25 protein-coding genes are annotated in these 16,303 nt (G+C 52.8%); 1 reads left to right on the top strand and 24 read right to left on the bottom strand.

What is annotated here, in order from left to right; translation table 11 throughout:
* Positions 1–20: 20 nt before the first annotated feature.
* The 19 genes from VB077_RS03085 to VB077_RS02995 all read right to left on the bottom strand — a co-directional run bounded on the left by VB077_RS03085 (position 21) and on the right by VB077_RS02995 (position 10,940).
* A complete protein-coding gene (locus VB077_RS03085) occupies positions 21–230 on the bottom strand; it encodes a 23S rRNA methyltransferase (RefSeq protein WP_323413752.1) in 210 nt (69 codons plus the stop codon).
* Positions 231–246: 16 nt separating this feature from the next.
* Entirely contained in the window at positions 247–693 is a 447-nt protein-coding gene (locus tag VB077_RS03080; protein ID WP_323413751.1) for a hypothetical protein, read from the bottom strand.
* Positions 694–974: 281 nt separating this feature from the next.
* Complete coding sequence (locus VB077_RS03075; protein ID WP_323413750.1) at positions 975–1,361, bottom strand: hypothetical protein; 387 nt, start codon at positions 1,359–1,361, stop codon at positions 975–977.
* Positions 1,361–1,963: a major tail protein gene (locus tag VB077_RS03070; protein ID WP_323413749.1), complete on the bottom strand. Its 603-nt coding sequence runs from the start codon at positions 1,961–1,963 to the stop codon at positions 1,361–1,363. Before VB077_RS03070 ends, VB077_RS03075 begins: the two co-directional genes overlap by 1 nt.
* Positions 1,964–1,966: 3 nt before the next feature.
* A complete protein-coding gene (locus VB077_RS03065; protein ID WP_323413748.1) occupies positions 1,967–2,305 on the bottom strand; it encodes a hypothetical protein in 339 nt (112 codons plus the stop codon).
* Entirely contained in the window at positions 2,302–2,751 is a 450-nt protein-coding gene (locus VB077_RS03060; protein WP_323413747.1) for an HK97-gp10 family putative phage morphogenesis protein, read from the bottom strand. Before VB077_RS03060 ends, VB077_RS03065 begins: the two co-directional genes overlap by 4 nt.
* Positions 2,744–3,076, bottom strand: a complete 333-nt coding sequence (locus VB077_RS03055; RefSeq protein WP_323413746.1) for a head-tail adaptor protein — start codon at positions 3,074–3,076, stop codon at positions 2,744–2,746. Before VB077_RS03055 ends, VB077_RS03060 begins: the two co-directional genes overlap by 8 nt.
* Before the next feature lie 2 nt (positions 3,077–3,078).
* Entirely contained in the window at positions 3,079–3,390 is a 312-nt protein-coding gene (locus VB077_RS03050; protein ID WP_323413745.1) for a head-tail connector protein, read from the bottom strand.
* A 19-nt stretch (positions 3,391–3,409) separates the two neighbouring features.
* Positions 3,410–4,591 (bottom strand): phage major capsid protein, encoded by a 1,182-nt coding sequence (locus VB077_RS03045; RefSeq protein WP_323413744.1) that lies wholly within the window; start codon positions 4,589–4,591, stop codon positions 3,410–3,412.
* Between the two features lie 15 nt (positions 4,592–4,606).
* Complete coding sequence (locus VB077_RS03040) at positions 4,607–5,401, bottom strand: head maturation protease, ClpP-related (protein WP_323413743.1); 795 nt, start codon at positions 5,399–5,401, stop codon at positions 4,607–4,609.
* The gene (locus tag VB077_RS03035; RefSeq protein WP_323413742.1) at positions 5,346–6,674 is read right to left on the bottom strand and encodes a phage portal protein; all 1,329 of its coding nucleotides are present in this window, start codon (positions 6,672–6,674) and stop codon (positions 5,346–5,348) included. The genes VB077_RS03040 and VB077_RS03035 overlap by 56 nt, the downstream gene beginning before the upstream one ends.
* Before the next feature lie 16 nt (positions 6,675–6,690).
* Positions 6,691–8,292 (bottom strand): terminase large subunit, encoded by a 1,602-nt coding sequence (locus VB077_RS03030; protein ID WP_323413741.1) that lies wholly within the window; start codon positions 8,290–8,292, stop codon positions 6,691–6,693.
* Positions 8,293–8,426: 134 nt separating this feature from the next.
* Positions 8,427–8,726, bottom strand: a complete 300-nt coding sequence (locus tag VB077_RS03025; protein ID WP_323413800.1) for a DUF6809 family protein — start codon at positions 8,724–8,726, stop codon at positions 8,427–8,429.
* On the bottom strand, positions 8,716–8,910 hold the full coding sequence (locus tag VB077_RS03020) for a DUF5049 domain-containing protein (protein ID WP_323413740.1): 195 nt from the start codon (positions 8,908–8,910) through the stop codon (positions 8,716–8,718). Before VB077_RS03020 ends, VB077_RS03025 begins: the two co-directional genes overlap by 11 nt.
* Entirely contained in the window at positions 8,903–9,139 is a 237-nt protein-coding gene (locus tag VB077_RS03015) for a DUF4314 domain-containing protein (RefSeq protein WP_323413799.1), read from the bottom strand. Before VB077_RS03015 ends, VB077_RS03020 begins: the two co-directional genes overlap by 8 nt.
* Positions 9,129–9,878 (bottom strand): virulence protein, encoded by a 750-nt coding sequence (locus VB077_RS03010; protein ID WP_323413739.1) that lies wholly within the window; start codon positions 9,876–9,878, stop codon positions 9,129–9,131. Before VB077_RS03010 ends, VB077_RS03015 begins: the two co-directional genes overlap by 11 nt.
* A complete protein-coding gene (locus VB077_RS03005; RefSeq protein ID WP_323413738.1) occupies positions 9,869–10,153 on the bottom strand; it encodes a hypothetical protein in 285 nt (94 codons plus the stop codon). Before VB077_RS03005 ends, VB077_RS03010 begins: the two co-directional genes overlap by 10 nt.
* A 146-nt stretch (positions 10,154–10,299) precedes the next feature.
* Positions 10,300–10,635, bottom strand: a complete 336-nt coding sequence (locus tag VB077_RS03000) for a hypothetical protein (RefSeq protein WP_323413737.1) — start codon at positions 10,633–10,635, stop codon at positions 10,300–10,302.
* The gene (locus tag VB077_RS02995; RefSeq protein WP_323413736.1) at positions 10,626–10,940 is read right to left on the bottom strand and encodes a hypothetical protein; all 315 of its coding nucleotides are present in this window, start codon (positions 10,938–10,940) and stop codon (positions 10,626–10,628) included. Before VB077_RS02995 ends, VB077_RS03000 begins: the two co-directional genes overlap by 10 nt.
* A gap of 124 nt (positions 10,941–11,064) precedes the next feature.
* On the opposite strand from VB077_RS02995, the gene VB077_RS02990 reads away from it, so the two are divergent.
* Positions 11,065–11,250, top strand: a complete 186-nt coding sequence (locus VB077_RS02990) for a TraY domain-containing protein (protein ID WP_323413735.1) — start codon at positions 11,065–11,067, stop codon at positions 11,248–11,250.
* A gap of 87 nt (positions 11,251–11,337) precedes the next feature.
* Here the strand turns inward: VB077_RS02990 and VB077_RS02985 are convergent, their stop codons facing one another.
* From VB077_RS02985 to VB077_RS02965, 5 genes are all read right to left on the bottom strand, one after another.
* Positions 11,338–12,615, bottom strand: a complete 1,278-nt coding sequence (locus VB077_RS02985) for a site-specific DNA-methyltransferase (RefSeq protein ID WP_323413734.1) — start codon at positions 12,613–12,615, stop codon at positions 11,338–11,340.
* Positions 12,616–12,617: 2 nt separating this feature from the next.
* On the bottom strand, positions 12,618–13,916 hold the full coding sequence (locus tag VB077_RS02980) for a site-specific DNA-methyltransferase (RefSeq protein ID WP_323413733.1): 1,299 nt from the start codon (positions 13,914–13,916) through the stop codon (positions 12,618–12,620).
* The gene (gene metK / locus VB077_RS02975; protein ID WP_323413732.1) at positions 13,906–15,069 is read right to left on the bottom strand and encodes a methionine adenosyltransferase; all 1,164 of its coding nucleotides are present in this window, start codon (positions 15,067–15,069) and stop codon (positions 13,906–13,908) included. The genes VB077_RS02980 and metK overlap by 11 nt, the downstream gene beginning before the upstream one ends.
* A gap of 20 nt (positions 15,070–15,089) precedes the next feature.
* Entirely contained in the window at positions 15,090–15,644 is a 555-nt protein-coding gene (locus VB077_RS02970) for a P27 family phage terminase small subunit (protein ID WP_323413731.1), read from the bottom strand.
* A gap of 190 nt (positions 15,645–15,834) precedes the next feature.
* Positions 15,835–16,194: an HNH endonuclease gene (locus tag VB077_RS02965; protein WP_323413730.1), complete on the bottom strand. Its 360-nt coding sequence runs from the start codon at positions 16,192–16,194 to the stop codon at positions 15,835–15,837.
* Positions 16,195–16,303 lie beyond the last annotated feature (109 nt).

Below are 16,303 nucleotides of genomic sequence, written 5' to 3'. Positions count from 1 at the left end.
TAAAATGGGCAAATATTAGGTTATATCATATGAAAATACTCAAACGCTTTACGGATAGCTGCTTGCTTTTCCACCGGGCACGGGTGAGTACGGCTATCTGGCGAATAGCGGTTATTCGCCATTTTCACAGGCAATCCGCAAACCTCTTTCATGTGAGCTATCCAGCAGGTCTTTACACAGTACCCATATTTTTTCTGAATAAAATCTTGGATTTCTTTATAGGTCGCCATATAGCTGTTTACCTCCTTAATTTTTTTCGGTACGCAAGCGAATAAAATTGCCTTTCATAGCCTCGAACATTTCAGGATAGTGACCACACCTTGCACGCATCTGATTGTATTTCGCTTTTTCACCATTTTTTTGGACATACAATCCACGCTCATAAACGGCATCAGCAAGTTCTGACGCATGCATTTGGTGCCCCTCGGCTTCGCTCAAAACAATACGCATCGCTTCCTGCAGGGTGAGCGACGTTGTGGTTGGAGTAATCGGATTTGAAATGGGATTCTCCTTGAGATCATCCGCTTTCGGCTTCTCAGTCTCAACGGCCAATTGAGCCTGCATGATAACATACAAAGGGGCGTTGTCTTTGAGCAGCACAACCTGTCCGTACTTATCCACCACTTTTAAAATCTCGTCTGGCGTCTGTTGGAGCTTCTCGAGTGGAAGCAAAGTTTCAATGTTAATATTCATCGCAATCACCTCGTGAAATAAATGTATCACGATAAAGCACATTTGTCAATATATTTGTACGAACAAATAACAATTTGTTCGTACAAATATACGTTATACGCCGCTTGGTATGATTTCGTCGATGTAACACTCGCGTTTCGGCTTTGACAAACCGTTAAACTGCTTGTATACCTCCCACTGGTCGAGCAGGTGTCCGATCGGCATCAGCCATACTTCAGACTCCGCCCGACCGAGCAGGGTCGTTCCATAAAAAATCAGTCGGGCAAACAACTCTTCATCGCTTACCCGACCTGAGCGTTTTTTGAGGGTTCGTCCTCGCTTTCCACATGGCGCTTCGTGCCTTTATACATCGCGTCCATGATGGCATTTTTGTAATCCGAAAGCTCAAAGGGCGAAGTGAGCAGTTCGACCGCTTCCTCCGTGAGCAGCTCGCGCTTTTTTGCAGGATTTTGCAGATTGTGTACCAGTACCGACTGATTGGCGAGCAGCGTGATGAGCCATACGATTTCATCGAGAGCCATCTCGAAATTCTCGCTTTTCATCAGCTTTTCGCCGAGATTGGAAAGCCCGCCGTAGCGCCCGGCGATTTCTTTCGTCGCTTTTGTGGTGAGGAGCATCTCATACTCCGCGCCGCCGATGGTAATTTTCGTGCTTCTTTCGTCAGCCATTAGGCTTCACCTCCGGTCTGCGCTGTGAACACAGGCTCGTAGACCTGTGTGTACCAGCCGGTGATAACGGAAGCCGGAACGCTCGTATCGTCCTCATTCACTTCGGCTTTCCATGGATGTTTGCCGTTCCCATCCAGCTTGTTACGGCGGAAGACCGTACCTTCGATGGTCGGAGTGGAGAAGGTGATGCTGTCGCCCTTGGTAGTAAGGTTGGTCGCCGGAATGCCGAATTTAACTCTGTAAAGCCAGAAATAGCGGTACTTTCCGTTTGACTTTTTTGCACGGAAGCCTACAGCGACGGGAGTACCGCCGTCCTCGCTGCCGGACACCACGACGTGATTGTCATCAAGCTTTGCGCCCGTCAGGTCCTCTGCGGCCGTAACGCCGATATCGTCGATGCCCAGCGAGAGAGTGCCGCTCTTGAATTCTTTTACAACCTCGGCGGGTCCGTCGTCCGCGTAAAGCGTCGCTTCCGCAAGCTCGACCGACAAATCCGCTTTCATCGCCTTGGCGAGTGAAATGGGAGTACCGTAAGTTTCGGTGCCGTCCGTTGCCTCTGTGATTTTAGAGTAGAACAGCTTATCAAGCCCGATAGTAGCCATTTGTTATTCCTCCAGTTCATAGTTTTTCGCCACATCGATGGCGTAATGGTGATAGCCGGTATCGTCCTCATGTCCGATATACCGGCGGTCAGTTATGGTGAAATCCGCGTTCAGCAGAGCGCGGACAATTTGGTTTTTAATAGCTGTGTAGCTGCCCTTATCAAAAAGGGACAGCCGCGCTTCCTGTGTTTCATGTCGCGGTCTGTCGTCGGAATACAATTCAAAAGTATCTGCCAGCGGCGTAATCACAGCGTATCTGTCCGGGGCGGATTTTGAAAAAACGCCTGTCTCAACGGGGACAAGCGGCGAGAGGAGGGTGTTCAGTTCTTCCAGCAGGCTCATATGTTTTCGACCTCCTTTTCGAAAGCCGCGATCATCGCGTCAACGCAGGCGTTTTTGCTTGCCGATTTTGCGGGCTTCAGAAAGGGCTTCGGGGGCTGTCCGCTTTTGCCGTATTCGAGAACACCGGCAATCATGGCGTTGCTTATGCTGCCATCCGGGCTCCGGGCGTCGGAACGAGGTTCTGAAAAGCCTACTTTTACGTTGAAATTCCCGTCTTTATCCTGTCTTGCGGAGGAAACGCCGAGCGCCGAGAGCAGCTCGCCCGTAGAACGGCTTTCTTCCTTTGTGCCGCTGCCGATAACAGCTTGCAGGTTGGACTTTACTTTTGCTTCCACAACCTCGCCGCCTGCTTCCAGCACCTTTGGGATAATTTCGTCTGTTTTCTCTCCGAGCCGTGAAAGCTTCAGAAGGAAGTCCTCCGGCATTTTAATAGTCGCTTTAGCCACTGGGCTTCACCTCCTTGGCGAGCACCTCAATGTACATCCTGCGACCTTTCACATCTTCGACCGAGGTAATTTCAAAGTGTGCCCCGTCGTTCACCACAATCATCGCGGTCGTGACAACAACGCCGGGAATACAGCGAAAACAGAAAAGGTCGGTGGCTTCAGAGAAAGCGGCTCTGTTAGCCCATTTTTCGGTGCCGTGCCGACCCTCCCGGTACGCTCTGACAGACGCGATAATTTCATCCGTTTCGATGGAAAAGCCCTCTGAATCCTTGACGGTTACCTTCTGTACGAGGTCGATAAATGTGTTCATCTTACCAAAACTCATGCTCACACCTTCCAATCCCGGTCGAGCCGCAGAAGCAGATTGACCGTGTCCCAAACCTGCTGTCCCGCCTGCACATTGTCGGCAAAAAAGCCGCCCGTGCTGCCGTCCCTGGATTCATAGAAATGGGACGACAGCATGATGACGGCTTGCTCGGTAGTCGGTGGCATAGTATTGGTGCTGTAATAATTTTCAGCCAAATGCTGATAGCTTTCGGCGTATTTGGTGGCGGCGGTGATGAACATCTGCAGGAGTTCATCATCCGCCGAATGCTCCAAAATGAGATTTGCTTTCACTTTCTCAAGCAGAGTGGCCATCACCGTTACCTCCCTCCGCTTACGCGCTCATCTTAAGAAGCTGTATTCCTTCTGCGAGAATAACCTTGCCGTCCACGCGCTCGGTGGCAAGGAATCCGACCTGACCGTTTCCGGCATAGAGCTCGTTCAGACGCTGAACGGTGCGACCCATGCGGTCAGCAATCCAGTAGTTCGAGAAATCGCCGAAAGCAATAGGAAGAGCGCCTGTCGCTACAGTGGGAGCATATGGAGAAGTGTAAAGCGGATAACCGAGCAGACGGTCGGGCTGTCCTGCCTGAACGCTCGGCTGCCAGAGATATGCGCCGTTGTTGTCCTTCAGCTTGCGCAGCGCAGAGACTGTCACATCCCGCATGAGGAACACAGCGTTTCTGCGATACGGGGATTTCAGTGCATAGATGAGGTCAATGAGGTTGTCCACGGTGATTGCAGTCGCGCTGCCAGCCGTTACGCCCACAGTACCGCCGTTTGCGGTGAAGATGCCCGTAGGCTGTCCGCTGCCGGTGCCGATGCAGAACGCTTCTTCCTCGGACACACCAAACGCACGGGCAAACTCATTTGCAATATAATCTTCAAGGTCGAACACGGAGTCCTGCAGCAGCTCGACACTGACCTTCACAAGGTCGGTCAGCTTGAACGCGTCGATGGTTTTCTGTGCGAAGGTCGGATTGCTTTCGGTATAGGAGGAGTTTTCAGGCGTCCACTGCGCAGTGGAATGCGTAGCCGCGATGGGGATTTTACGCTCCGCCGAGGTTGTGATGGTCTTGGCAATAGAGCGGATAACATTCGCTGCTTCAAGCCCAGTTACGATCTGATGCTCAAATTCCTCCGGCACAAGGAAGCCGCCGTCAGCATCGACGCCCTCGCTCATGATATTGTGAAGCAGGGTCTTGCCGCGCAGGATGCGACCGAAATCCTCTTTATACTCGGCAGACGCCCTCGTGCTGGTGGGCTTCATGCTGCCATCGGTGGGCTTGCCCGTGAGCGGCTTGCTGGTCGGCTGCGCCATTGCAGCGTCTCTTGCCACACGGTCTTCCTCAATGGCGATCTGACGCGCCATTGCATCCACATCCGCGAGCATATTCTCGTAAGTAGTGTTGTCTTCGGGAGAAAGAACGCCATCCTTTGCCCTTGCGTCGAGAAACGCCTTTGCAGCGTCCCACGCCTTTGCGCGCTTTTCACGCATTTCGAGTACCTTTTTCACAATCAAATTCCTCCGTTAAATATATTTGCGGGCTTGCAGTTTCTGCATAGCCGCATCGATGGAAACGCCCTGTGGCGCATCCTGCTTCTTTTGCTCCGACTTCGGAGCGGGTTTAGATATGAGCTTGTTCACGAGCGAGTTAGTAACAGCCCTGCGGCTGAAAGCAAAGACGACATCATCGGTATGGCCGCGCTTGGCGTCCTCCAAGATGCCGTCCGCAAAGCCCATCTCGATAGCCTTGTTTGCGTTCATCCACGTTTCACCGTCCATGAGATGCGAGATTTTCGCTCTTGACTGCCCGGTCTTAATTTCGTAGGCGTTGATGATACTCTCCTTGACCTCGTCCAGCATGGCGATGGCTTTCTGCATTTCCTCGGTGTCGCCGATAGCCACAGTCAGCGGATTGTGAATCATGAGCAGCGAGGTCGGTGCCATGAGCACCTGCGTTCCAGCCATAGCGATAACGCTCGCTGCCGACGCCGCCAGACCGTCGATTTTGATTGTGACATCGTGTGGGTAGTCCATGAGCATGGTATAGATCTGACTTGCCGCAACGCAGTCGCCGCCGGGCGAGTTGATCCACACGACGATGTCGCCATCGCCGGACATCAGTTCATCCTTGAACATACGAGGGGTAATGTCGTCGTCCCACCAGCTTTCGTCCGCAATGGTGCCGTCAAGGTAAAGGGTGCGGACACCTGTGCCACCTTCGGTGGCGCTTTCCTCGTCTTTGTCCCAATTCCAGAAATGTTTATTACTTGCTCTGCCCGGGGACTTGCTTGGGTTTGCCGCCCGTTTTGTTTTGTCCATCTGATTTTTCCTCCGTTTCGGTTGTAGTAGGTTGTGAAGCCGTATTTGCGAAAGCACCGGCATCCTGCAGCTTGGTCATCGCGCCATTTATAAGGTATAGATCGCCGCCCATTTCGGCGGGGATGCGATCGAGATTTTCAAGCTCGCGGATGTCGTTGGCGGACATCCAGCCGTTTTGCCGAGCTGTCGCATAGCCAGTCATTCTGCTGGCATAATCGCCGCGAAGCAGGCCGTCCACATTGAATTTAGTGAAAATATCGCGCTTTTCGCTGTCCAAGAGGAGCGAGCGGTTCATTGCCTGCTCCCAGCGCACGACCCACGGGTCGAGGGTGTATTTCACGAATTCGAGCGACTGCTGCTCAATGTTGGAAAAGCTGCTTTTTTCGAGGTCGGCCAGCATATGCGGCGGCACTCGGAAAATGCGAGCGATCTCGTTTATCTGAAACTTGCGTGTTTCCAAAAACTGCGCTTGTTCCGGTGAGATGGCAATCGGCGTGTATTTGAGACCTTCCTCCAGCACGGCGATTTTATTGCTGTTTGCGCTGCCGCCGAAGGTCGACTGCCAGCTTTGCCGTATGCGCTCCGGGTCCTTTATCGTGCCGGGGTGTTCGAGGACACCTGACGGTGCCGCACCGTTGGCGAAGAACTTCGCGCCGTATTCCTCGGCTGCGATGGCAAGCCCCACGGCGTTTTTCGCCATCGCTATCGGTGAATAGCCTACCAGCCCGTCATAGCCAAGACCGAGGATGTGCAGCACATCACTGGGTGCAAGAATGACGTCGCTTTGCGCGGCTTTGCCGACCTCCGGCGAATCGTCGCTGTTTTTTGTATAACGGTAATAAAGCCGTCCCTGCGAATCTCTGTCCACCTTCATTCGGTTCGGCATAAGCGGATAGAGTGCCACGACCTCACCACGGGCATTGCGAATAATCTGAGCGTAGGCGTTGCCGGAGAGCAGAAGATGATTCATCATGGTTTCTCGGAACACAAACGACGTCATTTCCGGGTTCGGCTCATCGTGCAGAACGTGCCATAACGGATGGCCGAGATATTTTTCCTTGCTGCCGTCGTCGCCGTATTTATACACGAACAGCGGCAGACCGGCGATTGCCTCCGCCAAGATGCGGACACAGGAGTAGACCGCCGTCATTTGCATGGCGGTATGCTCGTTTACAACCTTACCGGAGGACGATCCGCCCCACATAAAGCTGTACCCGCCGCCCAAGTTTTTAGGCTTGTCGCGGGGCTTGAAAATGCCTGATAAAATGCCCATCGGCGTTTACCTCCAATTAAAAAACGAGCAAACCGCGCGTATCGTACACGCTTTCGCCCGTATCATTACCGCACCGTATCGCCCGGTCGAGCGCCATAATGGTGGCGACCGCGCCGTCGATTTTCTCTGTGGATTTTTCCTTGTCCGGCTTGATGTTTCCCGCCGGATCAGTGCGGATATAAATGTTGTCCATCATCCAGCGCAGCACCGGGTGTCCGCCATGTGTGAGCTTTTCTTCCAAGGTCAGTTTCATCAATTCCTTTGTTGGCGGGGACATATCCTTGAAGCCCTGACCGAACGGAACGACCGTAAAGCCCATACCTTCAAGGTTTTGTACCATCTGCACAGCGCCCCAGCGGTCGAAAGCAATCTCGCGGATGTTGTATTTTGTGCCGAGTTGCTTGATAAAGGCTTCTATAAAGCCGTAATGCACCACGTTGCCCTCGGTGGTTTGCAGAAATCTCTGACGCTCCCACAGGTCGTAATACACATGGTCGCGCTTGACGCGCAGTTCAATGTTGTCCTCCGGTATCCAGAAGAATGGCAGGATGGCATACTTGTCGTCTTCATCTTCCGGTGGGAACACAAGCACAAAAGCTGTGATGTCGGTAGAGGACGAGAGGTCAAGACCGCCATAACAGACGCGACCTTCAAGCGCCTTTTCGTCCACAGGAAATGCGCATTTATCCCACTTATCCATTGGCATCCAGCGTACAGCCTGTTTGACCCACTGGTTCAGGCGTAGCTGTCGGAAGCTGTTTTCTTCGGACGGATTTTGCTTTGCGCTCTCACAGGCGGCTTTCACTTTGTCTATACCTACAGTGATCCCCAACGACGGATTGACGCGCTTCCACACCTTTGGGTCTGTCCAGTCGTCTTCCTGCGTCGCGCCGTAAATAACGGGATAGAAGGTGGCATCCTTTTTTCGCCCTTCAATGATGTCCTTCGCTTTCTGATGCACCTCCCAGCAGATGCTGTTCTGGTTGTCTCCGGCAGTAGTGATAAGAAAATACAGCGGCTGCATTCTCGCATCGCCGCTGCCTTTGGTCATGACATCGAAGAGTTTTCTGTTCGGCTGCGTATGCAGCTCGTCGAATATAACGCCGTGCGTGTTGAAGCCGTGTTTGTTTGCCACGTCCGCCGACAGTACCTGATAATAACTGCCGGTGGGGATATAAATCAAGCGCTTCTGTGTAGCCATGATTTTTACCCGCTTCGCCAGCGCCGGACACATGGTCACCATATCCTTGGCGACCTCAAACACAATGGACGCCTGTTGCCGGTCGGCGGCGCAGCCGTAAACCTCGGCGCGTTCTTCGCCGTCACCGCAGGTGAGAAGCAGAGCGATTGCCGCTGCCAGCTCGCTCTTACCGTTCTTTTTTGGTATTTCGATGTACGCTGTATTGAACTGCCGATAGCCGTTGGGTTTGAGTATCCCGAAGACATCACGGATGATGCGCTCCTGCCAGTCGATAAGGTCAAAGGGCTGACCTGCCCATGTGCCTTTTGTGTGCTTGAGCGCTTGTATAAAGGACACAGCATAGTCGGCGGCGTTTTTGTCATAGACCGAATCAGACGCTTTGAACTTCGTTGGCGTATGCTTTTTCAGTTTTCGCAATCGCACCGCCTCCTTCCAAAAAAGCATAAAAATAGACCTGCCGTCGGCAAGCCATCAAAATCTATTTGTACGAGATACACGCCGTTCCCTCCGCAGAGATTGTTCCCGGCGCGTCCTCTTATTTGGTTAATAATTCAATCAATTATTGGAAGCAGGTTCTCACTGTCGTCATATCCAATCGCAAGCGCTATCCGTGCGCCAATCCTGAATCCGTCGATGAAGTATTCCTTCGCTGTTATACCGTTGATTGTCATCTGGGCGGAGATAAGCTTATCAAGAACCGCTTTACCTTCATCATCAAGAAGCTCCCTTAATCGTTCCTCCGCTTTCCCAATGGTATCGGACACTTTACCGAATTCGGATTTGCGTTTGAACTGCTTGTCGCCGGGGTTGATGTTTCCGTAGAATAGTTCCGCGAGAATATCATCGCGCATCTGTTCCACCGTCCTCTCCCGTGAGGATGAAGTGGGCGTATTCGGCACTGTGTTCCTCAAGGTACAAGACCAGCTCATAGAAGCCGAGTTCATTTGCAATACGCTGCACCATGCGGGTATCAAGCATATTGGTAAGCCCAGTGCCACGTACAGCGAGGATTTGCTTTTTGACCTTTTCAGTCATCGTCGCTCACCACCTTGCAAACGTCCTCGCCGTAAGCCACGAAAAGCCCGCTGCCGTTGTCCCATGCAACCATTATCGAGCCGATATCGTCCACGCCGGTTACGGTGCCACGGGTTCCGACAGGGGGCGCTTGCACATCGTCCATCCGCACCAGCTCGACGCGAGTGCCTACCGGGTATCGCTTGCGGAGGCTTTCCACCAGCTTTCCCGACGGAAACCTATTCTTCATCGCTGCCACCGTCCTCTCCGCCCAATATCGCCTTTATCTCGGCGCGGGTATCGGGATTCGCTTTCGCTTTTTCGAGGTCGTCCTGTGAGAAGCTCTTGTCACCATGCACTTTGAATGCACTGCTGCCGGTGAGGTTACGGAGGAGAATCTTTCTTGCCTCCTTATATTCGTCGCCGATGAAGCCCAGCCGAAGGAGAAAACAGCGGAAGGCGTATTTGTCGTTGTCGCCATCCTTTTCCTTTGCCGTGACGCGCTTCTGCGTTTTCGCCATACCGAGGAGCTTGCCGGTGAAGTGAGCGTAGGCGCTGACCTCTTCGGGCGTCGGCCAACCAGTAAACCACGGAAAGCTGACCTTGTCCTCGCTTACTTCAATGGGCAGGTCATCCGCGCCCAAAGCCTTTTTAATGAGCGTTTCCTTGCTTGACACCAGTAGACGCAGGTTTTCAAGCGCCGCGTCGGAAATGTTCTCGCGCGGGTAGGAAATAACCAGCGAATCAGCGCACTCTGGTGTTTCCGCTTCAAATCCCCTGTCGGAAAGCGCGTCGATAAGCTTCTCGATTTCCTCACTGTCAGCGCGGGCATCGAACGTGACCGTGCCGTTTTTGTCAACCGTGAAATAATCAACTTCGTAGGCGAAGCTCGGAGCGCCGAGGTACTTAGGCTTGACCTCCAGAATATCGCCCATCGCACAGACCAGCCGTTTGCGGTCGGCTCCGTTGATGTTGTATTTTATTTCCATTCTCCGTCCCTCCATCCCATGAAAAACAATACCGCGTCGGAGAAACCGGCACGGTAGTAGCAGTTCATTGTCTCGCCGTCCACCAGCGAATAGGCGCTCTCCCAGTCGAGGTACGCTTGTTTCTGTTCAGGAGACAGCGAGCTTTTCAATTTTTTGACGCAGCGTTCGAACTGCTGATACGCTTCCTGCAAGCCCTCGTTCTCTCTCATTCCGCAGTCGTCGATGCGCTGCTGAAGAAAGTCGTCGAGCGCTTTTTTTAAGCCTTCATCATGCATTTTCTGTACCACCTTTCCTTTTTGGTAGGTACATATATCACTCTAAAAGCCCGGAATAGCAAGGGGTATTTCCGAGAAAAACGACATTCTGCGATATAAACAAACCGCCGTGAAAAGCAACGGCGGTAAGTGTGGATATCATGGCGTCACGCCTTGGGAAGGAATACCTTGACGGGAATGCCGTGCTGACGGCAGTTGTCTATTACAAATTTCGTGCCATGTGATTTGCCGTCCCAGAACGCCAGCACGAGGTCGGCGTTCTCGATTATCGTGATATTCCGCTTCAGCGGAGCGCCGCGCCCGAACTTGTCATACTCCGGCAGGAATTCGGTCAGCTTCAAGCCATGCGCCAGTGCGTATTCCTTCGCGGAGGTATCTACACCTCTCGCTCCACCGGATACAATTTCAGTTACATCCTCCGGCAGATACTTTTCAAGATTGGGGACGCATAACCCCCTCGAACCGATTATGGCTACTCGCATTTCGCACTCTCCTTTATGTACGCCGCCCACTTAACATAGGCGTCCGACTCCGGGACAATCAGTATACCGTCGGGGCGTCCGCGCCGATGCACAAACAGGCATTTCATAATCTCGCCTTCTCCGCACAGCGCGGCGGCATCTTCTATAAATTGCCGGTCGGCCAGCATATCGGTAACGAAGTTCTCGTAGTCGATCGGATCAAGCCCGACATCCTTAACGATTTGAAACTCCCGCTCGCGCTCTGCGAGATGTGGATGTAACAGATCCCGCGCCGTGCGCGGCGTTCTTATAAAATAAGCCTTCACTTTATTACCCTCCAAAAATAGTGCGTCATTAATACGTCATTATACCACCATTTTTGTTATGACGCAATAATTCCACTATAATTAAGTCATAATAACGCTTGAATGGTGGAAGAGAGGTGCGAAGATGGAAGACAAGCTACTGCGGTATACGCTGCGGGTGGATCGGCTTTTATTTCAGAAATTCCGTTATGTAGCGGAATCGGAGGGGCGTTCCGCAAACAAGGAAATCGAACAATTCCTGAAAAAGCGAGTTGCCGAATACGAAAGTGAAAAAGGCAAGATTCCTGTTTCAAAGGATGACAGCGATTGAGAATCAGAGGGTACGAGGAATCGTACCCTCATTTGTATTCCATATCGTAAAAATGAGCGGCTTCCGGAAATCGTTCCTCGAAGTCGCTCAAGTATTTGTTACAGGCGCTGCCCTTGCCGTTGAGCTTCGCGAACTCCCGCAGGCTTTGGTACACACCTCCGCATAGGATAAGGTCAGCCCGTCGCGCTGTAAGGATACCTTGTCCGTTGAGCCGTCTTGTTCGATGTACCGTTTCACGATTACATCGACGTATCGCTCGTCCAACTCGATGGTATGACATATTCGTCCCGTCTGCTCGCAAGCCATGAGCGTACTGCCGCTGCCGCCGAAAGGATCAAGCACGATACTGTTCGTCAGTGAGCTGTTCATGATCGGATACGCGCAGAGCGCCACCGGCTTCATCGTCGGGTGATACTTGCTCTTGGTCGGGCGGTCGAAGTTCCACGTCGTGCGCTGCTTGCGATCGGCATACCAATTGTGTCCGGCGGTCGGCTTCCAGCCGACGAGGATAGGCTCGTGGGTATATTGATAATCGCATCTGCCCAACACCGGCGCATTCTTTATCCAGATGCAGGTCTGATGACAGAAGAAGCCAGCCTCGGCAAACGCCGTCCTGAAATTGACCGTCTCGCGGTCGGCATGAAAAACATAGATGCTGCCGCCGTCCACCATTGCGTCATACATACAGCGATACGCGGCGAGCAAAAAATCGTGGAACCTGGCGCTCTCCATGTTGTCGTTTTTGAGCTTACCAGCCGCGCCCTTGTAATCCACGTTATACGGCGGGTCGGTCACGATAAGATTGGCTTGCTTGCCGTCCAGCAAGCGCTCATAGGTTTCGGGCTTGGTGGCGTCGCCGCAGATGAGCCGATGCCTACCGAGCAGCCATATATCGCCTTGCTTGGATATGGGCGTTTCCGGCAGCGGCTCGTCGAAATCGTCCTCCTTGATGCCCGCGACCACACTGTCCTTAAACAGAGCGTCCATTTCGGCAGCGTCGAAGCCAGTGAGCGATACGTCAAAGCCGCTTGCGCCGATGTCTTTTAGCAGATCGGTAAGAAGCGGGATGTCAAACTCGCCGGATATTTTGTTGAGCGCCACGTTCAGGGCTTTTTCCTTGGTTTCGTCTATGTCCAGCACCACGCAATCCACCTCTTCGTAGCCAAGTGCCAGGAGAACTTTATACCGCTGGTGGCCGCCGACGATGTTGCCCGTCCGACTGTTCCAGATGATTGGCTCGACATATCCGAACTCCTCAATGGAACGGCGCAGCTTTTCATATTCGGCGTCGCCGGGCCTCAGGTCTTTACGCGGATTGTATGCAGCGGGATTCAGCTTCGCTGCAGGTATTTTTCGTATATCCATAATCATTCCTCCAGTTTTACTGCGGTCTCACCCGTGAAGGTTTCCCAGCGCTTGACGATAAGGTCACAGTAGACCGGAGATAACTCCATCGCATAACAGCGGCGTTCCGTTTGCTCACAGGCGATGAGCGTTGTGCCGCATCCAGCGAACGGTTCCAAGACTGCGCTGCCACGGTCTGAGTGCATCTTGATGCATCGCCACGGCAGCTCCACCGGGAACATGGCGGGGTGGTCTTTATTGGCGCGAACGGTATTGATTTCCCAGATACCGGCGTAGCCCCACTTTTTACGCTCGTCCTTGGTGAGCCGCTTCACGAATTTATACGAATGACCTGCAAACGCGGATACCCAAGCAAATTCTTGGTCGTTATACTCCTCGGTTTCGTTTGCAGCCAGCGCTGTGATGTATTCGTACTGCTGCACGGGCTTGTTGGTAACAAGGTGATATGGATTGACACCAAAATTCATGCCTTGTTTTTTCCATATCCGAATCCAGATAGGACGAAAACCGTTGTCCGCAAACAGCTGTACCGAATACATCTCCGTCGGCTCAATGAACTGTGAGCCGGTGGCAAACAGGTCGCCGATGTTCCAACAAACGATATCCGCGTGCCGACAGATGTTTTTGATGGCGGGGCGCATAGTATCAAACCATGGCTCGATTCCGGCTTTTTCGTATTCCTTGCCTACGCCATATGGCGGGGACGTTACGGAACACTGGGCGCGAGCGCCGTCCATGAGACGGGCGAAGTCCTCCTCAGAGGTCGAATCGCCGCACAGCAGACGATGATTGCCCAGCAGCCAAATGTCGCCGCGCTTTGTACATGTTTCGCCGGATGCCTCAATAGCCGCCTTTTCTTTATCCACATCGAAGTCATCCTGCACGGCGTCCTTCGAGTAAAATTTATTGAGAAGCGCGTCAACCTCGTCGGCGTCAAAGCCGGTAAGGGACACGTCAAAGGTCGTTGCGTCGAACTCCGCCATGAGCGCGGAGAGTTTCGTCTCGTCCCAGTCTCCCTGAATTTTATTAAGGGCGAGATTGAGCGCTTTTTCCCGTTGCTCGTCCAGATCTACGACAACGCAGTCGATCTCCGTCTGGCCGAGGTCAAGCAGCACCTTCAAGCGCTGATGACCGCCGACCACATTGCCGGTCGCCTTATTCCAAATGACCGGCTCAACGTAACCGAACTCGGAGATGGAGCGTTTCAGCTTCTCGTATTCCTTGTCTCCGGGCTTCAGGTTTTTGCGGGGATTGTAGGCGGCGGGGTTGAGTTTTGCCGCAGGTATCTTATCAATCAGCATATTTTTCAGCCGCCTTTCGCAGTGCCTTATACATATCCGAGTCCTCCCACGGGAAAAGACAGGAATTGAAATGCCCGTAGGTAGCCGTATCCGCATAAATCGCACGGCGCAGACGCAGCTTTTCGATGATGGCGGCGGGGCGCAGGTTGAATACCTCCTGCACAATTGCGCCGAGCTGCTCGTCCGAGAGCTTGCTGGTGCCAAAGGATGTGACCGACACTGCCACGGGATTGGCTTTCCCGATGGCATAAGAAAGAGCGACCTCGCATCTCTCAGCCAAGTCGCTCCAAACGATGTTTCTTGCGATGTACCGCGCCATGTACGCACCGCTGCGGTCAACCTTTGTTGGGTCTTTACCACAGAGAGCGCCTCCGCCATGTGAGGCAAGCCCACCGTAGGTATCCACCATGATTTTGCGTCCCGTCAGTCCAGTGTCTGCGGCGGGTCCGCCTTCTACGAAGCGCCCGCTTGGATTGATGAGGATTTCGGTATCATCATCCATGGGAAAATCCTCAAAGCACTGCCACAGGACATTGTTCATGATATCCGTGCGTAGCTGTTCCTGCGTTTTACTCGCGTCATGCTGAACGGACACCACCACAGTCTTTACTCGCCGGGGCTTTCCGTCTTCGTATTCCACAGTTACCTGACATTTGCCGTCCGGCAAAATACCTTTGATGAGCTTGCCCTCGCGGCACTCGTCGATGCGCTTTGCGATACGGTGTGCAAGCACAAGCGGCAGCGGCAGATACTCCCGCGTTTCCCTGGTTGCATAGCCATAAACCGTGCCCTGGTCTCCCGCACCGACAGAACCGTAAGGGTCGCAGACACCGTTTCGCGCTTCGAGCGCGGTATCCACGCCAGCCGCGATATCCTTGCTCTGCTGATGGGTGAATACAAATACCGTGAACTTCCACGGATTGTAGCCAACCTCTCGCAGAACATTTTTAACGATGAAGCGGATGTCCACTTTTTCGCTACAGGTGATTTCGCCCGCTACGATGATTTTTCCTTTTGTCGCCATGACCTCGCAAGCCACGCGGGATGCTCTGTCTTTTCTGAGGCAAGCGTCCAGAATATTATCCGCAATCAGGTCGCAGAGTTTGTCCGGGTGACCTTTGCATACGCTTTCCGCTGTTTTGTAGGTTGTCATTTCACATTCCTCCATAAAATTTATTGTGCGCCCCGACGGGCGTTAAGCAGCTTTTCCATTGCGTCGTCGTGCGGCGTCGCGCCGCGATAATCCGTCGTGCAGTTTTCCCTCACTACCTGATAAATCTGAAACCAGATGTTGTTGACCTGCTTCATAAAATTCTGCGACATCGACACATACGGCGACGGTATTGCGTTACCTGTGGTAGGATGCTTTGCCAAAAAACCGAACTCGTTGATTGCCTGTTCGCATTGAATCCATCGCGCCACACTCTGCGCGTATTGTTCAATGAGCTGCGTGGTGACGAATTGAGCGCAACCGCGTTCATTGAGCCACATCCATGTATTATGAAAAATGTCTGCCGCCAGCGTTGTTGAGCCGTCTTTTTGCCTTGCTTTCAAATAATCCCTCGGCTCCGGCATCATCTCGCCCGTGAGGTCAGCCGTATCGGTAAATTCCATCACGGTCAATTTCCTATGGCCGGGATTGCCGTCTAAGAGTTTATCCGCGATAGGCTTCTTTTTTTGTCCGGAACCGAGCCTTGCGCCGCCACGGTTGGTGCCGTCCTTCGCCATAAACATCACACTCCTTTACGCGGGGGATATTACTCGTTTGAAACCGCGATTTTCAACACGAAGCCCCACGCCGCTGTCCGCTTTGAAAAGTTTTGAGGATTTAGATACCCCTACCGGGGCAAAGACCGAGTGAATATATTTTCGATCAAAGTGATTATGTTTTGGTCTGTATCAAAATGTGATACAGACCTCACCGGTCGTGCCAGCGGTCGCCCATCTCCACGGTGATACGCGAGTGGCAAGGCTTGCACAGCGCCATCAGATTATTTGTGTTGTTGGTGCCGCCGTGACTGAGCGGGAGGATGTGATGCACTTCCTCGGCAGGTGTCAGCTTGCCTTGCTTTTGACATTCCTCACACAGCGGATGCGCCTTGATGTAGCGGTCACGGATGCGTTTCCAAGCTCTGCCGTAGCGTTTGTTGGTCTCCGGCTCGCGCTGAAAATGATTGTAATGGCGTGCTGCCTGCCGCTGATGTTCGGCGCAATAAAGGCCGTCGGTCAGCTTGGGGCAGCCGGGATACTGGCACGGTCGCTTTGGTTTCTTTGGCATGAAGTCACCTCCGTTGGGGTAAAGCAAAAGCCCCGGGGGATTGCTCCCACGAGGCTTCCTTGGATTCTGTTTTCCTAAGTATATACTACATCAAAGGACTACCTGACAA

The sequence above is a fragment of the Desulfitobacterium sp. genome (genome assembly GCF_034927245.1).
Taxonomy (GTDB): Bacteria; Bacillota; Desulfitobacteriia; order Desulfitobacteriales; family Desulfitobacteriaceae; genus Desulfitobacterium_A.
The sequence above is the reverse complement of the archived record's forward strand: the minus strand, read 5'-3'. Positions and strand labels throughout refer to the sequence as shown.

What these genes read in the sequence shown, in the direction of transcription:
- VB077_RS03085 (WP_323413752.1), bottom strand. Translation starts at nt 230, where the DNA reads ATGGCGACCTATAAAGAAATCCAAGATTTTATTCAGAAAAAATATGGG.
- VB077_RS03080 (WP_323413751.1), bottom strand. Translation starts at nt 693, where the DNA reads ATGAATATTAACATTGAAACTTTGCTTCCACTCGAGAAGCTCCAACAG.
- VB077_RS03075 (WP_323413750.1), bottom strand. Translation starts at nt 1,361, where the DNA reads ATGGCTGACGAAAGAAGCACGAAAATTACCATCGGCGGCGCGGAGTAT.
- VB077_RS03070 (WP_323413749.1), bottom strand. Translation starts at nt 1,963, where the DNA reads ATGGCTACTATCGGGCTTGATAAGCTGTTCTACTCTAAAATCACAGAG.
- VB077_RS03065 (WP_323413748.1), bottom strand. Translation starts at nt 2,305, where the DNA reads ATGAGCCTGCTGGAAGAACTGAACACCCTCCTCTCGCCGCTTGTCCCC.
- VB077_RS03055 (WP_323413746.1), bottom strand. Translation starts at nt 3,076, where the DNA reads ATGAGTTTTGGTAAGATGAACACATTTATCGACCTCGTACAGAAGGTA.
- VB077_RS03050 (WP_323413745.1), bottom strand. Translation starts at nt 3,390, where the DNA reads ATGGCCACTCTGCTTGAGAAAGTGAAAGCAAATCTCATTTTGGAGCAT.
- VB077_RS03040 (WP_323413743.1), bottom strand. Translation starts at nt 5,401, where the DNA reads ATGGACAAAACAAAACGGGCGGCAAACCCAAGCAAGTCCCCGGGCAGA.
- VB077_RS03035 (WP_323413742.1), bottom strand. Translation starts at nt 6,674, where the DNA reads ATGGGCATTTTATCAGGCATTTTCAAGCCCCGCGACAAGCCTAAAAAC.
- VB077_RS03025 (WP_323413800.1), bottom strand. Translation starts at nt 8,726, where the DNA reads ATGCGCGATGATATTCTCGCGGAACTATTCTACGGAAACATCAACCCC.
- VB077_RS03020 (WP_323413740.1), bottom strand. Translation starts at nt 8,910, where the DNA reads ATGACTGAAAAGGTCAAAAAGCAAATCCTCGCTGTACGTGGCACTGGG.
- VB077_RS03015 (WP_323413799.1), bottom strand. Translation starts at nt 9,139, where the DNA reads ATGAAGAATAGGTTTCCGTCGGGAAAGCTGGTGGAAAGCCTCCGCAAG.
- VB077_RS03010 (WP_323413739.1), bottom strand. Translation starts at nt 9,878, where the DNA reads ATGGAAATAAAATACAACATCAACGGAGCCGACCGCAAACGGCTGGTC.
- VB077_RS03005 (WP_323413738.1), bottom strand. Translation starts at nt 10,153, where the DNA reads ATGCATGATGAAGGCTTAAAAAAAGCGCTCGACGACTTTCTTCAGCAG.
- VB077_RS03000 (WP_323413737.1), bottom strand. Translation starts at nt 10,635, where the DNA reads ATGCGAGTAGCCATAATCGGTTCGAGGGGGTTATGCGTCCCCAATCTT.
- VB077_RS02990 (WP_323413735.1), top strand. Translation starts at nt 11,065, where the DNA reads ATGGAAGACAAGCTACTGCGGTATACGCTGCGGGTGGATCGGCTTTTA.
- VB077_RS02985 (WP_323413734.1), bottom strand. Translation starts at nt 12,615, where the DNA reads ATGGATATACGAAAAATACCTGCAGCGAAGCTGAATCCCGCTGCATAC.
- VB077_RS02980 (WP_323413733.1), bottom strand. Translation starts at nt 13,916, where the DNA reads ATGCTGATTGATAAGATACCTGCGGCAAAACTCAACCCCGCCGCCTAC.
- metK (WP_323413732.1), bottom strand. Translation starts at nt 15,069, where the DNA reads ATGACAACCTACAAAACAGCGGAAAGCGTATGCAAAGGTCACCCGGAC.
- VB077_RS02970 (WP_323413731.1), bottom strand. Translation starts at nt 15,644, where the DNA reads ATGGCGAAGGACGGCACCAACCGTGGCGGCGCAAGGCTCGGTTCCGGA.
- VB077_RS02965 (WP_323413730.1), bottom strand. Translation starts at nt 16,194, where the DNA reads ATGCCAAAGAAACCAAAGCGACCGTGCCAGTATCCCGGCTGCCCCAAG.